The 17,424-nt window shown below is 73.6% G+C and carries 14 protein-coding genes and 1 tRNA gene; 6 read left to right on the plus strand and 9 right to left on the minus strand.

From position 1 onward, the window contains the following. The first annotated feature begins 63 nt into the window (after window positions 1-63). Complete coding sequence (locus H9641_RS06295) at window positions 64-885, plus strand: SGNH/GDSL hydrolase family protein (RefSeq protein ID WP_318244412.1); 822 nt, start codon at window positions 64-66, stop codon at window positions 883-885. Between the two features lie 137 nt (window positions 886-1,022). Here H9641_RS06295 and H9641_RS06300 read toward each other — a convergent pair. The 4 genes from H9641_RS06300 to H9641_RS20035 form a co-directional block, all read right to left on the minus strand. Further along, a tRNA-Thr gene (locus H9641_RS06300) sits at window positions 1,023-1,095 on the minus strand. Between the two features lie 218 nt (window positions 1,096-1,313). Next, entirely contained in the window at window positions 1,314-2,159 is an 846-nt protein-coding gene (locus H9641_RS06305) for a DsbA family protein (RefSeq protein WP_191802026.1), read from the minus strand. A gap of 135 nt (window positions 2,160-2,294) precedes the next feature. Further along, complete coding sequence (locus tag H9641_RS06310) at window positions 2,295-2,927, minus strand: hypothetical protein (protein ID WP_191802028.1); 633 nt, start codon at window positions 2,925-2,927, stop codon at window positions 2,295-2,297. A gap of 49 nt (window positions 2,928-2,976) precedes the next feature. Next, a complete protein-coding gene (locus H9641_RS20035; protein ID WP_225220086.1) occupies window positions 2,977-5,124 on the minus strand; it encodes a protein kinase domain-containing protein in 2,148 nt (715 codons plus the stop codon). A gap of 120 nt (window positions 5,125-5,244) precedes the next feature. Between H9641_RS20035 and otsA the strand changes: the two genes are divergently transcribed. The 4 genes from otsA (at window position 5,245) to H9641_RS06335 (ending at window position 10,443) form a co-directional block, all read left to right on the plus strand. Further along, window positions 5,245-6,711 (plus strand): alpha,alpha-trehalose-phosphate synthase (UDP-forming), encoded by a 1,467-nt coding sequence (gene otsA, locus H9641_RS06320; protein WP_225220087.1) that lies wholly within the window; start codon window positions 5,245-5,247, stop codon window positions 6,709-6,711. Then, on the plus strand, window positions 6,708-7,664 hold the full coding sequence (locus H9641_RS06325) for a trehalose-phosphatase (protein ID WP_318244413.1): 957 nt from the start codon (window positions 6,708-6,710) through the stop codon (window positions 7,662-7,664). Before otsA ends, H9641_RS06325 begins: the two co-directional genes overlap by 4 nt. A 223-nt stretch (window positions 7,665-7,887) precedes the next feature. Beyond that, on the plus strand, window positions 7,888-9,009 hold the full coding sequence (locus H9641_RS06330; RefSeq protein WP_056645275.1) for an ABC transporter ATP-binding protein: 1,122 nt from the start codon (window positions 7,888-7,890) through the stop codon (window positions 9,007-9,009). A gap of 192 nt (window positions 9,010-9,201) precedes the next feature. Further along, complete coding sequence (locus H9641_RS06335; protein ID WP_056645273.1) at window positions 9,202-10,443, plus strand: DUF4032 domain-containing protein; 1,242 nt, start codon at window positions 9,202-9,204, stop codon at window positions 10,441-10,443. Window positions 10,444-10,497: 54 nt separating this feature from the next. Here H9641_RS06335 and H9641_RS06340 read toward each other — a convergent pair whose 3' ends face one another. The 5 genes from H9641_RS06340 to H9641_RS06360 all read right to left on the minus strand — a co-directional run bounded on the left by H9641_RS06340 (window position 10,498) and on the right by H9641_RS06360 (window position 15,947). Continuing rightward, on the minus strand, window positions 10,498-11,208 hold the full coding sequence (locus H9641_RS06340) for a YoaK family protein (protein ID WP_191802030.1): 711 nt from the start codon (window positions 11,206-11,208) through the stop codon (window positions 10,498-10,500). Window positions 11,209-11,385: 177 nt separating this feature from the next. Next, the gene (rlmB, locus tag H9641_RS06345) at window positions 11,386-12,408 is read right to left on the minus strand and encodes a 23S rRNA (guanosine(2251)-2'-O)-methyltransferase RlmB (RefSeq protein WP_191802032.1); all 1,023 of its coding nucleotides are present in this window, start codon (window positions 12,406-12,408) and stop codon (window positions 11,386-11,388) included. Window positions 12,409-12,505: 97 nt separating this feature from the next. Beyond that, on the minus strand, window positions 12,506-13,945 hold the full coding sequence (cysS, locus tag H9641_RS06350; protein ID WP_191802034.1) for a cysteine--tRNA ligase: 1,440 nt from the start codon (window positions 13,943-13,945) through the stop codon (window positions 12,506-12,508). A gap of 181 nt (window positions 13,946-14,126) precedes the next feature. Continuing rightward, complete coding sequence (locus tag H9641_RS06355; protein WP_191802037.1) at window positions 14,127-14,522, minus strand: PPOX class F420-dependent oxidoreductase; 396 nt, start codon at window positions 14,520-14,522, stop codon at window positions 14,127-14,129. 84 nt (window positions 14,523-14,606) lie between these two features. After that, entirely contained in the window at window positions 14,607-15,947 is a 1,341-nt protein-coding gene (locus H9641_RS06360) for a type III PLP-dependent enzyme domain-containing protein (RefSeq protein ID WP_191802039.1), read from the minus strand. Window positions 15,948-15,983: 36 nt separating this feature from the next. Between H9641_RS06360 and H9641_RS06365 the strand changes: the two genes are divergently transcribed. Next, the gene (locus H9641_RS06365) at window positions 15,984-17,387 is read left to right on the plus strand and encodes a D-arabinono-1,4-lactone oxidase (RefSeq protein WP_191802041.1); all 1,404 of its coding nucleotides are present in this window, start codon (window positions 15,984-15,986) and stop codon (window positions 17,385-17,387) included. Window positions 17,388-17,424 lie beyond the last annotated feature (37 nt).

Genomic DNA, 17,424 nt, shown 5'->3' on the forward strand with positions numbered 1-17,424 from the left:
GGGTCGTGCCGTCGGGCCGGGAGGTCACGCGACGCACGGCCCCCGTTGTCACACAATGGACCGGTGACCACCTCGCACCCGGACGATGAGAACACGCCCCGATGGGCCAGCTACGTCGCGATCGGCGACTCGTTCACGGAAGGACTCTGGGACCCCTACCCGAACGACCCGGACCGCCAGCGCGGCTGGGCCGACCTCCTCGCAGGGCACCTGTCGACGCGACGCAGCGCCGCAGGCCGGGCCCCGCTCCAGTACGCCAACCTCGCGATCCGCGGCCGGCTCCTGCGCTCGATCCTGACCGAGCAGGTGCCGGCCGCGATCGCGCTCAAGCCGGACCTGGTGAGCCTCATCGGCGGTGGCAACGACATCCTGCGTCCCGCGGCCGACGTCGACCGCCTGGCCCGCAACCTCGAGCACGCGGTCGCCCGGCTGCGCGCCGAGGGCATCGACGTCCTCCTGGGCACGGGCTTCGACACGTCGGGGTCGCCCCTCGTGGGCCTCACGCGCGGCCGCGTGGGCGTCTACAACACCCACATCTGGTCGATCGCGCGCCGTCACGGCGCGCACGTCCTGGACCTGTGGGGCATGGCGTCGCTCCACGACTGGCGCATGTGGTCCGAGGACCGCATCCACCTGACCCCGGACGGGCACCGGCGCGTCGCGCAGGCCGCGCTCGTGGGCCTGGGCCAGGCGCCCGACGACGCCGCGTGGGACGACCCGCTGTCGCCACTGCCGCCCGTCCCGCTCCTCGACCGCGCCCGGCAGAACGCCGAGTGGGTGCGGGTGCACGTGTACCCGTGGGCGACGCGGCGGCTCCGCGGGCAGTCCTCGGGCGACCTGCGAGAGCCCAAGGTGCCCGTGCTGACGCCCGTGCAGTCGCAGTAGCGAGCCGGGCACAAGGCCCGGGCGCCTGCAGGGTGTCGGCGTCCCTGAGGCACGAGCACCCCCTGGTGCTGCGACGACGAAGGCCGGTGTCCCGCGAGCTCGAGCTGCGGGACACCGGCCTTCGTCGTTCCTGACGGAGCCGCCTGTCGGGTTCGAACCGACGACCTTTCGCTTACAAGGCGAGTGCTCTACCAGCTGAGCTAAGGCGGCACGCCACCCGAGGGCAGCGGCACCCTGAGGTGCGCGAACAGCCTACCGGGTGCCGGGCGTGCCGTGGACGTCCGGTGCATCCGATGGACGTCCCTCGACCGGGCATCGCCGGGGGCCGCCGCGGCACGAGCATGCGGTCGGCGTGCGCCGAGCATGCGGTCGGCGTCCGTTCCCAGCCCGGGAACGACGGCAACCGCATGCTCGGCACCGGAAGGGGATCAGCCCTTGGCCGCCTCGACCGCAGCGGAGAGCGCGGTCGGGTCGCTCCAGTTCCCGTCCCAGCGCTCACCGTTGATCGTGATGGTCGGCGTGCCGAACCCACCGCTCTGCGGGTTGGCGAGGTCCGGGTTCTGGGTCGCCAGGTTCGTCGCGCCCTCGACCCAGTCGCCGAACTGGTCGACCGCGTCGCCCGCGGCGATCTTGTCGGCCACGTCGGCCGGGACGCCCACGCTCTTGGCGATCTCGGCGATCTGCTGGTCGGTCAGCGTCTCCTTGTTCTCCTCGGGCTGGTTGACGAACATCGCCGAGTTGAACGCGTTGAGCTGCTCGGGAGCGTGCTCGGCGATGTAGGCGGCGGCAGCGGCCGAGCGCGTCGAGAACTGCTGGGCGTTCGCCATGCGGTCGAGGATCGCCACGGGGTGCAGCACGACGTTCACGTCGCCGGCCTCGCGCAGCTGGTCGAGCGAGGCGCCGTTGATCTCCTCGAACTGCCCGCAGATGGGGCACATGTAGTCGAAGTACACGCCGACGTCGACCGCGCCGTCGGTGCTGGTGCCGGCCACACCGTCCGCCCCGATGGAGATGCCGGCCGTGTCGCTCGCCGTGCCGGGCGCGGTGACTCCGGTGAGCGGCTCGGTGACGCGAGCCTCCTTCTGGTTCATCGCTGGGATGAACACCCAGAGGAAGGCGCCGATGAGGACCGCGAGGCCGCCCACGAGGGCGCCGATCGTGATCGCTCGGTTGCGCTTGTCGCGCTTGGCCTGTGCCTCGCGCAGCGCGAGGGCCTCGGCTCGGGCCGCGTCGCGGCGGTCGGCCTTGGTCTGACGGGATTCGTTCGTCGACATGAGAGTCCTTGGAAGTCGTTCGGGGCGCGGTGTCCCGGAAGGGGCCGCGCAGGTCGCGTGAAGGCGGCCGTGCCGCGCGCGCCGGGGTGCGGGTGGCACCGGTCGCGCGGCGGTGACGAGTCGGGTGGCGAGTCGTCAGGCGGCCGCGAGAGCCACCGGTGGCCCCCGCAGCGACCGCACCGCGGCGAGCGCCAGATGGTGCAGGACCTTGGTGGCCGAGCGGACGACCTGGCGGCACGCGTCGGCGACAGGGGCGAGCGGGCGGTGCAGCAGCACAGCGAGGTTCCGGGGGCGCAGGACGCCTACGAGCCGGTCACGGACGCGCAGCGCGACGGCGGCGAGGCCGCAGCCCGCGACCAGGAGCGCGAGGTGCGCGAGCAGCACGGGCAGGGCCAGCACCCCGACGACCGTGACGACCCGCGTGGGGTCTCCCCCCAGGGCGGCGGTCCCGGCCGGGCACTCGGCGGTCTCTCGCAGGAGGGCCAGGTGGATACCGGCGACGCCCCAGCCTCCCGGGGCGGGCAGGCACTGGTGGACGACGCTGAAGCCGCGGTCCGCGAGGAGGGACAGGGTCCCGACGACGAGCAGGAACCCGGCGACGACGAGCGAGGTCACGGTCGAGAACCGGCGGACCGAGGCTTCTGCGGAGCCCGCGCGGACGGACTGCGCGCGCACGACCGTACGGACCGCAGCGCGTGGCGCGGTCTCGTTCGGGGGCGTTCCGGGCGACGCACCGTGTGGTGCGCCCGGTGCGGACGTCCTGGTCACGGGGTCAGCGTACTCGGACAGCCTGGGAGTTTTCGGTGAGGCTGCGGGATCAGATGCTCGGGGGTGGACCCGGGAACGGCGCCCACTCGACGGGAGCCCCGTTCCCGAGCGAGAAGAGCACGATGGCCGCGAGCGCGAGCCCCACCACGACGAGGACGATCGCCCCCACCCGTCCCGGTGCGACGTGCACGAGGGTCGTGCGCGCCCCGAACCGCGTCAGCGCGGAGAGCGGGCCGAACCAGGCGAGGAGCACCGCCACCGCCATCGCGAGGCACAGCACCACGGTGAAGACCCAGTCCTCGTTCATGCCTCCTGCCGACCGCGCCTCGACCGTCTGCTGGGGCGCGAGGACGACCATCCCGGGCGCGAGCAGCCACCACGCCCCGACCGCGACGAGCAGCCCGCCGCACAGCGCGACGAGGAGCGACGGCAGTGCTCCGACGGCCGCCCGCAGCGCGTACCAGGGCACCGAGACCGCGACCCGGACGCCGTCGCTGCGCTGGACGCCCTTGCGCTCGCGGTGCGCGTGGAACGAGTCGGCGGCGACGCCCACGACGCGCGCGGCGACCACGAGCAGGCACAGGAGCACGAACGCGACCCCGGGGTGGCTGCCCGCGAGCAGCACGAGCGGGAGGCCGAGCGCGAGCAGGGTCCCGCTCCGGTGCCGGTGGGACGGGCGGGCGTACGCATCGGCGGGGGCTGCCACGACGGGCTGACCGAACGCGTCGAACAACGGGTCCCGCCCGGGCGGCGCCGCGACCGGTCCCCCGGGCTGCGCCACGGTGCCCGACGGCGCGGCACCGGCGGGTCGGCCCGGCTGCGGCGGGTAGGGGGTCGTGGCGGACGGGGGCACGGCGTACCCGGGCGGAGGGACCGGGGCCCGCCCTGGCGCTGCAGCGGGGACGGGGCCCTGGAGCTGGACCGGGGAGACGCGCGGGACCACCGAGGGCGGCGGCTGCGGCGCCGGCACCGGTGCCCCCGGCGGGACCGCAGGCATCGCGACGGTCCGCCCGTCGTTGGCGAGGACCTGGGTTGCCGCGAGCGGCGGGATCGAGGGAGCGCCGGGGACCGGGACCGCCGAACGGGTCGCGGACACGACGCTCGTCGGCATGACGTCGACGGCCGACGCGGGGAGCACCACGGTGGCCGCAGCACCGGCACCAGCGCCCGCGAGCCGCGTCGCGGCGGGGACCGTCGGGGTGGTGGCCGCCGCGCTGCCCGCGGCCGCGAGCGTCGCGGCGAGGGCCCCGGCCGCCGCTGCGCCGACCCCCTGCCCGCTGAAGGTGGGCGGGACGATCGCGGTCGCTCCCGTGGCGGGTGGCGCCGTCGGGCCGTCCCCCTCGTCCGCGGCACGCCGCAGGACCTCCGCGACCTCCGACGGCCCCAGGCGCTGCGCCGGATCTGCCCGGAGCGCCGCCGCGAGCGCGGCCGCAGTGCGGGGCCCCAGTCCCGCGAGGTCCGCCTCGCCCGTCCGTGCGCGCGCCAGGACCGCCTCGACCGGACGCATGCCGAACGGCGGGCGGCCCGTTGCGGCGAAGGCGAGCACGGCCGACCATCCCCACCAGTCGCTGTTCGCGCTCGGCGCCGCCCCTTCGAGCAGCTCGGGGGCGAGGTACCCGGGCGTGCCCATGACCAGGCCGGTCGAGGTCGCGCGGGCCTCGTCGAGCCCGTGCGCGATCCCGAAGTCGATGAGGACCGGGCCGTTCTGGGTCACCAGGACGTTGCTCGGCTTGAGGTCGCGGTGCACCACGCCCGCGCTGTGGACCGCCTCGAGGGCCTCGGCGAGCTGGTCCGCGAGCTCGAACAGGTCGCGTGCGTCGAGCGGGCCGCCCGTCGCGATCTCCTCCTCGAGGTTGGGGCCGTCGACGAGCTCGGTCACGATGAAGGCGTCCGAGCCGTCGAGCTCGACGTCGAGGATCTGCGCGACGGCGGGGTGCCGCAGCCGCTGGAGCGCGACGGCCTCGCGGCGCAGGCGGTCGCGGCCCTGGGCGTCGACGTCGAGGTGCGCGTGCAGGAACTTCATCGCGACGAGGTTCCCGCCGCCGTCCTCGGCCTCGTAGACCGCCCCCATCGCGCCGGCGCCGAGCCGCGCGAGGATGCGGTAGCCCCCGACCTCGCTGCCCGCCGGCAGCCCGCCACGGCGCGCGGTGCCGCTGCTCCGCGCCGGGTCGACAGATCTGCTGCTGGGCTCCTCCATGGTGTCAAGGTATCGACAATTCGCGTCCGCGCCCTGCTCTCCCGTGAGCAGGTGAGACGCGGCACGGATAACCTGGGTGGAGATTCACGGACGTTCAACCGAATATCAAGGAGATCTCCATTGACTGGCAAAGACGGCTACGACCTCGTCGTGGTGTCCAACCGGCTCCCGGTCGACTTCACGGTCGACCACGAGGGACGCGTCGACTGGAAGCGCTCTCCGGGAGGACTCGTCACGGCTCTCGAGCCGGTCATGCAGAAGTCGGACGGCGCCTGGGTGGGCTGGTCCGGCGCGCCTGACCTCGAGGTCGAGCCCTTCGACGCGGACGACATGCGCCTGGTGCCCGTGACGCTGTCGGCCACCGAGATCGAGCGCTACTACGAGGGCTTCTCGAACGACACGCTGTGGCCGCTCTACCACGACGTGATCGCTCCCCCCGCGTTCCACCGGCAGTGGTGGGACGCCTACCGGCGCGTCAACCAGCGCTTCGCCGACGCCGCCGCGGCCCAGGCCGAGCAGGGCGCGACCGTCTGGGTGCACGACTACCAGCTCCAGCTCGTGCCCCGCATGCTGCGCGAGCAGCGACCGGACCTGCGCATCGGCTTCTTCAACCACATCCCCTTCCCGCCGCTCGAGCTGTTCCAGCAGCTCCCGTGGCGCCGCCAGGTCATCGACGGGCTCCTGGGCGCGGACCTCATCGGCTTCCAGCGCGCGGGCGACGCCTCGAACTTCATCCGGGCGGTGCGTCGCCTGACCGGCTACACGACCCGCGGGCCCATCGTCACGACCCCGGCGACCGAGGACAGCCCCGCCCGCCACGTGCGCGCCGCGGCCTTCCCCATCTCGATCGACTCGCACACGTTCGACGAGCTCGCCCGGACCCCTGAGGTCCAGGCCCGCTCGCGCGAGATCCGGGCCGACCTCGGAGATCCCGAGGTCATGATGCTCGGGGTCGACCGGCTCGACTACACCAAGGGCATCCGGCACCGGATCAAGGCCTACGGCGAGATCCTCCAGGACGGGCGGATCGACGTCGAGCACGTCACGCTCGTCCAGGTCGCGAGCCCCAGCCGCGAGAACGTGGGCGCTTACCAGGAGCTGCGCGAGCAGGTCGAGGCCCTCGTGGGACGCATCAACGGCGAGTACGCCGAGATCGGCCACGCCGCGATCCACTACCTCCACCACTCGTACCCGCCCGAGGAGATGGCCGCGCTCTACCTCGCGGCCGACGTCATGCTCGTCACCTCGCTGCGCGACGGCATGAACCTCGTCGCCAAGGAGTACATCGCGGCCCGTTCGGACGACCAGGGCGTGCTCGTGCTGTCGGAGTTCACGGGCGCGGCCGACGAGCTCGCGAGCGGTGCTCTGCTCGTCAACCCGCACGACATCGACGGCATGAAGGACATCATCGTCGCGGCGGCCCACATGGACCCGCGCGAGCAGCGCAAGCGGATGCGCCGCCTGCGTCGACGCGTCCTCGCGGACGACGTCTCGAAGTGGTCCGAGTCCTTCCTGGGCGTGCTGCAGGCCATGCCGTCGCGCGACACGCCCCGACGCCAGGAGCCGGTCGAGGGAGAGGGCGCGTGACGGCGTCGGGCCCCGTGACCTCGCTCGACGACGGGCTCGGACGCGACCTCGCCGCGCTCGCGGCGCTCGTCCCCCGCACGCCCGACGGCGGCGCGCCGGCGGGCGGCCCCCTGCTCGTGGCGAGCGACTTCGACGGGGTGCTCGCCCCCCTGGGCGACGACCCTCTCGCGTCGCGCCCCACCGCGGCCGCGGCCGCGGCGCTCGCGCGGCTCGCGGCGCTCGGCCCGGACCGCGTGCGGGTCGCGCTCGTGTCGGGTCGACGGATCGAGGACCTCGCGCGCCTGGCCTCGCCGCCCGTGGGGGCGCTGCTCGTCGGGAGCCACGGCGCCGAGACGGGCGAGGTCCTCGCTCCTGCCCCCGAGGGCGGTCCGGCCGGTGGTCCTGGTGCTGCCGGCGATGCCGGCGGGGAGGACCGCACCGGCGTCGCGCCCGGCGCGCGGAGCCAGGTCCGCGCGGACGGGACCACGGCCCGCGTCCGCCTCGTGCCCGTCGCGCTCGACGACGCCCAGACGGCCCTCCTGGCCCACGTCACGCAGGGCCTCGAGGAGATCGCGGACCCCGTCGAGGGAGCGTGGGTCGAGCACAAGCCCTCGGCGGCCGTGCTGCACACCCGCCTGTCTCCCCACCCCGCGGCCGACAAGGCCTCGGCCGCCGCGGCTCGGCTCGGCGACGAGCTGGGCGCGCACGCCATGACGGGGAAGAACGTCGTGGAGATCGCGGTCACGAGCACCTCGAAGGGCATCGCGCTCGACGCGCTGCGCACGAGGCTGGGGTCGCCGGCGGTGCTCTACCTGGGCGACGACGTGACCGACGAGAGGGCGTTCGCCGTGCTCGGCGCGGCCGACCTCGGGATCAAGGTCGGCCCGGGCGAGACGCTCGCACGCCGACGCGTCGCCGACCCCGCCGAGGCAGCCCGGGCCCTCACGGCGCTCGCCGACCTGCTGGGCGCCTGAGGACCGTTACCCGGACGTGACCGGGGTGTGACGGAGAACTCAGCGGGCAGGGGTAGGATGCCGAGCAACGATGACGTCGGACCCCCAGGTCCCCGGGCGACCGGAAACCCTGGAGGTTCGACTTCTTCTGTGTCACAGCAGACACGCACCACGTGAAAGCGCGGCACGTCACTACACAACGGATCGTCCGGCACGTACCTGCCGGTGGAGGGATGTACCCATCATGGCTACGGTCACTTTCGACCACGCAACGCGGCTCTACCCGGGGACCGAGCGCCCCGCGGTGGACCAGCTCAACCTGCACATCGAGGACGGCGAGTTCCTCGTCCTCGTCGGCCCCTCGGGTTGTGGCAAGTCGACCTCGCTCCGCATGCTCGCGGGCCTCGAGGACGTCAACGGCGGGCACATCTTCATCGGTGACCGCGACGTCACCGACGTGCAGCCCAAGGACCGCGACATCGCGATGGTGTTCCAGAACTACGCGCTGTACCCGCACATGTCCGTCGCGGACAACATGGGCTTCGCGCTGAAGATCGCCGGCACGCCCAAGGCGGACATCCGCCAGCGCGTCGAGGAGGCTGCGAAGATCCTCGACCTGTCCGAGTACCTGGACCGCAAGCCCAAGGCCCTCTCGGGTGGTCAGCGCCAGCGTGTGGCCATGGGCCGCGCGATCGTCCGCCAGCCGCAGGTCTTCCTCATGGACGAGCCGCTGTCGAACCTCGACGCCAAGCTCCGTGTCCAGACCCGTACGCAGATCGCGTCGCTCCAGCGCCGTCTCGGCGTCACGACCGTCTACGTCACGCACGACCAGACCGAGGCCCTCACCATGGGTGACCGCATCGCGGTCCTCAAGGACGGCCTCCTGCAGCAGGTCGGCACGCCGCGCGACATGTACGACACCCCGGCCAACGTCTTCGTCGCCGGCTTCATCGGTTCGCCGGCCATGAACCTCGCGACCTTCACCGTGAACAACGGTGCTGCCGAGGTCGGCGCGGCGCGCATCCCGCTCGACCGCGAGGTCGTCGCCAAGATCACCGAGGCGGACAAGGGCAAGGTCACGGTCGGCTTCCGCCCCGAGTCCCTCGAGGTCACCACGCAGGCGAACGAGAACGCGTTCGCCGTCGAGGTCAACATCGTCGAGGAGCTCGGCTCCGACGCGTTCGTCTACGGCACCCTCAAGGGTGACCTGGCCAGCGCCGACGTCCACTCGGGTGCTGGTGACAACCAGATCATCGTCCGCGTCGACCCGCGCAACGTGCCCGCCAAGGGCGAGCGCATCCACGTGGCGATCCGCCCGGGCAACACGCACATCTTCTCGACCGCGACGGGCCTGCGTCTCAGCTGACCCACAGCGACACGGGGGCGGGCTCGGCTGTGTGCCGGGTCCGCCCCTTTCGCATATCCTTCCCCGTGGCTGCGGAACGTCCGCAGTCGTGACCGACGTCGGGTGCGGACCCGCGGCGACCTGCCGCACGGCGCGCACCGCAGTCCGTCGAGCCACCCCGCGCGACCGGCCACCGCGGAGAAAGGACCTGTCATGGTGCAGAACCTGCAGATCACCGCGTCAGCCCCCGACCCAGCCCTGCTCGACCTCCCCTGGGACATCCCGCTCGAGCAGTGGCCGGACGAGGTGCTCGCAGCCCTCCCCCGCGGTATCTCCCGCCACATCGTGCGCTTCGTGCGCATGTCCGGGCGCGTCATCGCGATCAAGGAGATCGGGGAGTCCGTCGCGTACCGCGAGTACGAGCTCCTGCGCCAGCTCAGCCGCATGGACGTGCCGAGCGTCGTGCCCGTGGGGGTCATCACGGGCCGCTCGGACGCGAACGGCGAGCGCCTCGAGGCCGTGCTCATCACCGAGCACCTGCAGTTCTCGCTGCCCTACCGCGCGCTCTTCAGCCAGGCCCTCCAGCCGGACACCGCGACGCGGCTCATCGACGCCCTCGCCGTGCTGCTCGTGCGCCTGCACCTCATCGGCTTCTACTGGGGCGACGTGTCGCTGTCCAACACGCTCTTCCGACGCGACGCCGAGACCTTCGCGGCCTACCTCGTCGACGCGGAGACGGGTGACCTGCACCGCGAGCTGAGCCCGGGCCAGCGCAGCTACGACGTGGACCTCGCCCGGACCAACATCATCGGCGAGCTCATGGACCTCTCCGCGGGTGAGCTGCTCGACGAGGACATCGACGAGATCCTCGTGGGCGACGCGCTCGTCGCCCGGTACAACGAGCTCTGGGACGCCCTGACGAACGCCGAGTCGTTCGCGTCCGACGAGCGGTGGCGCGTCGCGGCCCGCATCGAACGCCTCAACAACCTGGGGTTCGACGTCGGCGAGCTCGACATCACGACCGACATCGACGGGACCACGGTCCAGATCCAGCCCAAGGTCGTCGACGCCGGGCACCACTCGCGCCGCCTCATCCGGCTCACGGGGCTCGACGTCCAGGAGAACCAGGCGCGCCGGCTCCTCAACGACCTCGACTCCTACCGGGCGGCGGCCGAGCGGCAGAACGACGACGAGGAGTTCGTCGCGCACGACTGGCTCAGCGGCGTGTTCGAGCCCACGATCCAGGCCGTGCCGCGCGACCTGCGGCGCAAGCTGCAGCCTGCGCAGCTCTTCCACGAGATCCTCGACCACCGCTGGTTCATCTCCGAGAAGGCCGGGCGTGACATCCCCATGCCCGAGGCCACGGCGTCGTACGTGGAGAACGTGCTGCGGCACCGGCCCGACGAGAAGGCGATCCTGGGCCTGGCGCCGGGCGAGGTCGACCAGCAGGAGTGAGGTTCCCTGGGTAGGGACCGGCGCGCCGGGCTCCGGGGTCCAGGGCCGCGACGGTCAGGACCCCGACGGCAAGGGGCGGGCTGCTCGTGCTGCCCCGACGTCCTGGCGCCGGTAGCGCTCGCCCACGAGGGCTGCACCGAGCGCGATGACCCCCGGCACCACGAGGGCCACCTCGAGCCCTGCGCGCAGCACGAGCGCCCCGGTCGCGGCCCCCGCGCCGAGCGCCAGGACGGCCGAGACGCGCCGGACCCACGCCTCGCGGCCGTGGCTGTCCTGGAAGTAGTCGGCGGCCAGCCCCGTCAGGGTCGAGGTGACCACGGTCGTCGTGAGGTCCTTGACGGACAGGTGCCGCGCCGTCGCGGCCTGCACCCCCATCGACACGCCGAGCACCGCCACGACCAGGAGCAGGCGCCACCCCCGGGGTTCGCCCACCACGTACACCACGACCGAGGCGGCGAGCACCCCCACGCCGACGCCCGCGAACAACCCGGTGGTCGTCCGGTGCCAGCCGGCCGGATGGTTGCGGAACGCGTAGCCGGCGACCGCAGCCCCCGCGACGTAGGCCAGGAGCGCGACGAGCGGGCCGGCGGTGGGGACGTCCTGCCCGCCGGCCAGCCCCATCCCGAGGATGAGCACGTTGCCGGTCATGTTGGCCGTGAAGACCTGGTCGAGCGCCAGGTAGCAGATGCCGTCGATGATGCCCGTCGAGAACGTCAGGACGAGGAGCAGCACCCGGTAGTGCCGATGCACGGGGCGAGGGTCCATGTCGCGAGCATGCCCCGGGAGTCCACGGGGCGCACCCGCGGAGCCCGGACCCGCGCCGCGCTTCGGGGCCCAGGCCCGGCGTCCTGAGCCCCCAAGAGCCCCGGAAGCGCGCAGGGCGCCCCGCGCGCCGCCTGGTGGCGGTCTGCGGGGCGCCCTGGGGCGGCGTGGTGCGGAGGCTCAGTCCTCGGCGGCGCGCAGGCGCGCGACCTCGTAGAGCGAGATGCCGGCCGCGACGCCCGCGTTGAGCGACTCGACGTCCGAGAGGATCGGGATCGAGGCGACGACGTCGCACGTCTCGCGCACGAGGCGTGAGAGGCCCTTGCCCTCGGAGCCGACGACGAGCACGAGCGGGTCCTTGCCGAACGCGAGCTCGCCCACGGCGACCGGGCCGCCGCCGTCGAGCCCGACGATGAAGCAGCCTGCGGCCTTGTACTCGGTGAGCGTGCGCACGAGGTTGGTCGCACGGGCCACGGGCACGCGCGCCGCGGCACCGGCGGACACCTTCCAGGCCGAGGCCGTGACGCCGGCCGCCCGGCGCTCGGGCACCAGGACGCCGTGCGCACCGAACGCGCCCGCGGACCGCAGGACGGCGCCGAGGTTGCGCGGGTCGGTCACGCCGTCGAGCGCGACGATGAGCGGCGGCTCGCCCGCCTCGTGCGCACGGTCGAGGAGGTCCTCGGGGTCGGCGTAGTCGTAGGGCGGGACCTGGATCGCGACGCCCTGGTGGACCGAGCCGTCGGTCATGCGGTCGAGCTCGGCCTTGGTGACCTCGAGGAGGTTGTACCCGCGCCCGGAGGCGATGTTCAGGATCTCCTTGGTGCGGTCGTCGGCCTCGAGGCGCGTCGCGATGTAGACCGCGGAGACCGGGATGTAGGCACGCAGGGCCTCGAGCACCGCGTTCCGGCCGTTGACGACCTCGTTGGCGCTGCTCGAACGGGTCGTGCGCGAGGGCGTGCGACCGCTCGGACGCCCGCCACGGGCTGCGCTCTTGGCGTCGTGCGCGCGAGGCCCCGTCGAGGTGGCCTGGCGGCGCTCGGCAGCGACCTTGGCCTTGTGCGCCTTGTGGTAGGTGCGGTCCTCGGCCTTGGGCGTCGGGCCGCGACCCTCGAGCGAGCGACGGTTCTTGCCGCCCGTGCCGGCGACGGCGCCCTTCTTGTTGCTGCTGCGGGTCGCGCCGCGTCGTTGTGAGTTTCCAGCCATGGGTCTGCCCCGTCGGTCGATGTGAGTGAGTGAAGTTGTCGGTGGCGGACCCTGCGCCCCGGTGGGCGCCGTCCGGCCGTCGGGCCAGGGCCCCTGGTCAGGTGCCCTGGCGTGCAGCGAGGGACCAGCGGGCCCCGTCGCTGGAGTCCTCCACGACGACCCCGGCGGCCGCGAGGCGGTCCCGGATCGCGTCGGAGGTGGCGAAGTCGCGTGCCGCCCGTGCCTGGGCGCGGGCGTCGAGCTCGGCGGTCACGACCGCGTCGAGCGCGTGCCGATACCGGGTGTCCCCGGCGTCGGCCCACTGCTCGCCCGCGGGGTCCAGCCCCAGCACGTCGAGCATCGCGCGGAGCGAGACGAGGTGGTGACGGGCGACCGCGTCGGCGGCCGGCGAGCGGTCCGCGAGCGCGGAGTTGCCCGCCCGCAGGTGCTCGTGGACCACGGCGAGCGCGGCCGGCACGTTGAGGTCGTCGTCCATGGCCGTCACGAACGCGGTCGGGAGCTCGGCCTCGCGCACGTCGGCGACGTCCACCTCGCCCACGCGCTCGCTCGCACGCTGGACGAACCCGCTGAGCCGCTCCCACGTGGCCTCGGCCTCGGTCACGGTGTCCTGGGTCCACTCGAGCATCGAGCGGTACTGGACCGCGGCGAGCGCGTAGCGCAGCACGGCCGGGCTGGTCGTGGAGAGCACCTCGCGGACGAGCAGCCCGTTGCCGAGCGACTTGCTCATCTTGGCGCCGCCCTGGGTGACCCAGGCCGAGTGCAGCCAGTACTGGGCGAACCCGTCGCCGGCCGCGCGGGACTGCGCCTGCTCGTTCTCGTGGTGCGGGAACCGTAGGTCCAGGCCGCCGCCGTGGATGTCGAACGTGCTCCCCAGGTACCGGTGGGCCATGGCCGAGCACTCGAGGTGCCAGCCGGGCCGTCCGCGCCCGAACGGGGTGTCCCACGAGGCCGTGGCGGGTTCGCCGGGCTTGGGGGCCTTCCAGAGCGCGAAGTCGCGGGGGTCGCGCTTGAGGGAGTCCTCGGCCGGGTCCGCAGGGGCGGGGGCGAGGTCCTCGAGGCGCTGGTTGGTGAGCGAGCCGTAGTCCGCCCAGGAGCGGACGTCGAACCACACGTCGCCGGGGCCGGTCGTGTAGGCGTGCCCCGAGTCGACGAGGCGCTGCATGAGCTCGACCATGTCCGGGACGTGCCCCGTGGCGCGGGGCTCGTAGGTGGGCGGGGTCACGCCCAGCGCGTCGTAGGCCGCGGTGAAGGCGCGCTCGTTGATCGCGGCCCACGCCCACCAGGGCTCGCCCGCGTCGACGGACTTGGCGAGGATCTTGTCGTCGATGTCCGTGACGTTGCGGATGAGGGTCACGCGCGAGCCCGTGCGGCGCAGCCAGCGCACCAGGACGTCGAACGCGACGGCCGAGCGCATGTGCCCGATGTGCGGCGCCGACTGGACCGTCGCCCCACACAGGTAGATGCCGACCTCACCCTGGTTCTGGGGGATGAAGTCGCGCACGTCCCGCGTCGCGGTGTCGAACAGTCGAAGGCTCACGCCCGCAAGGTTACCGGGGTGCACCCCTCCCGGCAGAACCCGCCCCGTCGGGGGCGGGGTACCGGTGCGCGTCTTCACCCGCGCGGGCGGGTCTCTCGGGACGGTCGTCGCCCGGAGGTCGTCGTCCCGGGGGGCCGTCGTCGCGGCAGCCGCGGAACGGCGCAGCGGTACGGGGCAGTGGTCAGTCGCGCCAGTGGACCTTGGTCGGGGTCACGCGCACGACCACGCGACGGTTGTCCGTGCCGTCGTCACCCGTGTAGCGCTCGGCACCCGTGTACTTCTGGGCGAGCGCGTGGATGAGCGAGGCCGAGGGGTCCTCCTCGATCGCGGCCTCGCCGCGCACCTCGAGGTACTGGTACGGGGCGTCGCGCGGGTAGACGAGCACGCTCAGGCGGGGGTCGCGGCGCAGGTTGTCGGTCTTGCGGCGTCCGTGGATCGTCGAGAACACGACGTCCTCGCCGTCGCGCGCGATCCACACGACCGAGGTCTGCGGGCTGCCGTCCGCCTCGAGCGTGGCGACGGTGGCGAACTCGGGGGCGTCGAGGAGCGCCTTGGCGGCGTCGGGAAGGCTCGTCATGCCGTGCTCAATCGCGCGGCGCGCGCGTGTATTCCCGCAGGTCGCCACCTTCTCAGCAGGTGGGACGCGGGCCCGACGGCGGCGCTACCCGAAGTTCTTGCCCTCGCCCCGGTAGGTGGGGACCTCCTCGACGACCTGGTCGCCGCGCACGAGCTGCACGCGGTCGAAGCGCTCCATGAGCTCGCCCGCCTTGGCGTGCCGGAACCAGACGCGGTCGCCCACAGCGAGCTCACGCGCGTCGCGGTGCCCTCGGGCGACGTGCAGGGGGGTCTGGACCTCCCCGACGCCCTCGGACGACGTGAGCCGCCACCCGGGCTCGACGACGCGTGGCACGCGCGCGGCACCGGCAGGCCCCGAGGCCACGTACCCGCCCGCGAACGCGGTCGCGTAGCCGGGCGCGGGGACGCGCACGACGTCGAGCCCGAAGTACGCCGAGGGGTGCGGCACGAACGAGCGGTACCCGTCGAACAGGCCGGGCACGAACAGGCCCGAGCCGGACGTCACCTCGGTCACGACGGGGTCTGCGGCGGACGTCTCGAGCGAGCCGGTCCCCCCGGAGTTCACGAGCTCGAGCTCGTGCCCGACGGCGTCGCGCACGGCTGCGATGACCTCGCCCCGGCGTGTGGACAGGTCGGCGACCGAGGCCTTCTTGACGAGCCGCACCGCGGGGCTCGTGTCGGGCAGCCCCGCGACCTGCGCCTCGTAGAACATCAGGCCGCGCACGCGCAGCCCGGGCAGGGTCGCGATCGCGCGCGCGAGCGCCGCGGCCTCCGCGGGGGTGTGGACGGGCGAGCGGCGGGTCCCGAGGTGGACCGTGAAGGGTCCGACCCCCAACCGCAGCGAGGCGTCGATGTCGAGGCACAGCAGGACGGGCGGGGTGTCCACCTCGCCCGCGTCACCGGCCGCGCGCTCCGCCGCGTCCGCTCCCCGGTGCCCCGCGAGCGCGGTCGCCACGAGCGCGACCTGCGCGACGTCGTCGACCATGAGGGTGATCTCCCGCCGTGCGGCCGGGTCCGCGGCGAGCTCCCCGAGCGCCTGGCGGTCGACCGTCGGGTACGCGACCAGCACGTCGCGCGCGCCCTGCTCGACGAGCCAGAGCGCCTCGGCCAGCGAGTACGCCATGATCCCCGCGAAGCCGAGCCGGCCGGCGCGCTCGACGAGCGAGCGCACGCGAACCGACTTGGACGCGAGGCGCACGGGCACTCCCCCGGCCCGGGCCAGGAGCTCGCGCGCGTTGGCGTCGAACACGTCGAGGTCGACGACGGCGACCGGGCCCGGGACGCGCTCGGTCGCGGCCGACAGCCGCTCGCCCAGGGTGCGCGGCTCCGCGGACGGAGCGGATGGTCGGGACCTACCGGTCACACCGTCCCCGAGGGACCGGGCGGACGGGTCCTGCGTGCTGCTCTGCACGGGCGTCGACGTCATGGTAGGAAACCTACCCCTCGTGAGATAGTGCCGGGTGTGACGAGCCAGCAGGCTCCCGGTTCATGGACGAACTGGGCGCGAAACCAGACCGCTGATCCCCTGCGCCGCGCTGCCCCGCGGGACACCGACGAGCTCGCGCGGACCGTGCGCAGAGCGGCCGACGACGGCCTGCACGTCCGTGCGGTCGGCGCCGGGCACTCGTTCACGGGAGCCGCGGTCACCGACGGTCTCCTGCTGAGCCTCGACCACCTGCAGACGGTCGAGGACGTGACGCGCACGGAGACCGGCGCGCGCGTGACCGTGGGGGCAGGCATCCGCCTGCACCGGCTCAACCAGGTCCTGGCGTCGGCGGGGCTCGCGATGCGCAACCTCGGCGACATCGACCGCCAGTCGATCGCGGGCGCGATCTCGACGGGCACGCACGGCACGGGGGCCTCGCTCGGCGGGCTCGCGACCCAGGTCCGCGGGGTGCGCGTGGTCGGGGCCGACGGCTCGGTCACCGAGGCCACGCCCGAGCAGAACCCGGACCTGTTCGAGGCGAGCCGTCTGGGCCTCGGCTCGACGGGTGTGCTCGCTGCCGTGACGCTCGACGTCGTCCCGGCGTTCCACCTGCGCGCCCAGGAGGAGCCCTGGCCGCTCGACCGGGTCCTCGAGGAGCTCAGCACGGCCTCGGGCGGCCGCGGGGGCGGCACGGACGCCGAGGGTCTCGAGAACGCGCACGACCACTTCGAGTTCTACTGGTTCCCGCACACGCGCCGCGCGCTCACCAAGCGCAACGACCGCCTGGCGCCCGACGACGAGGCCGCGGCCTCCCTGCACGCGGCCCGCGGCGAGCGGCCGGACGCCGTGACCCGGGCGCGCGCCTGGGTCGACGAGGAGCTGCTGTCCAACGGCGCGTTCGAGGTCGTCAACCGGCTCGCGACGGCGCTGCCGCGCGCGACGCCCCGCATCAACGCGCTCTCCGCCCGCGCCCTCGCTCCCCGTACCTACGTCGCTCCCTCGCACGAGGTGTTCGTCTCGCCGCGGCGCGTGCGCTTCCGCGAGATGGAGTACGCGGTGCCGCGCGCCGCCCTCGTGGACGTGCTCGAGGACATCGACGCCTGGGTCAGGGCCTCGGGCGAGAACGTCCCGTTCCCCGTCGAGGTCCGGTTCGCCGCGGCCGACGACGTGTGGCTCTCCACAGCCCACGGACGCGAGAGCGCCTACGTCGCGGTCCACCAGTACCTCCGGCTCCCGCACGAACGCTACTTCGAGGGCGTCGAGAAGATCGTCGCGAGCGTGGGCGGACGACCGCACTGGGGCAAGCTCCACACCCTGGGCGCCGAGGACCTCGCCGAGCGCTACCCGCGCTTCGAGGACTTCCGTCGGGTCCGCGCCCAGGCCGACCCGGGCGGGGTGTTCGCGAACCCGTACACGGACCAGGTGTTCGGGCCGCGCTGACGGCGCCCCGCGCGGGTGAGCGGACCACCCGGGGTGA

Origin of the sequence: Oerskovia merdavium, assembly GCF_014836755.1 — a bacterium.
Taxonomy (GTDB): Bacteria; Actinomycetota; Actinomycetes; order Actinomycetales; family Cellulomonadaceae; genus Oerskovia; species Oerskovia merdavium.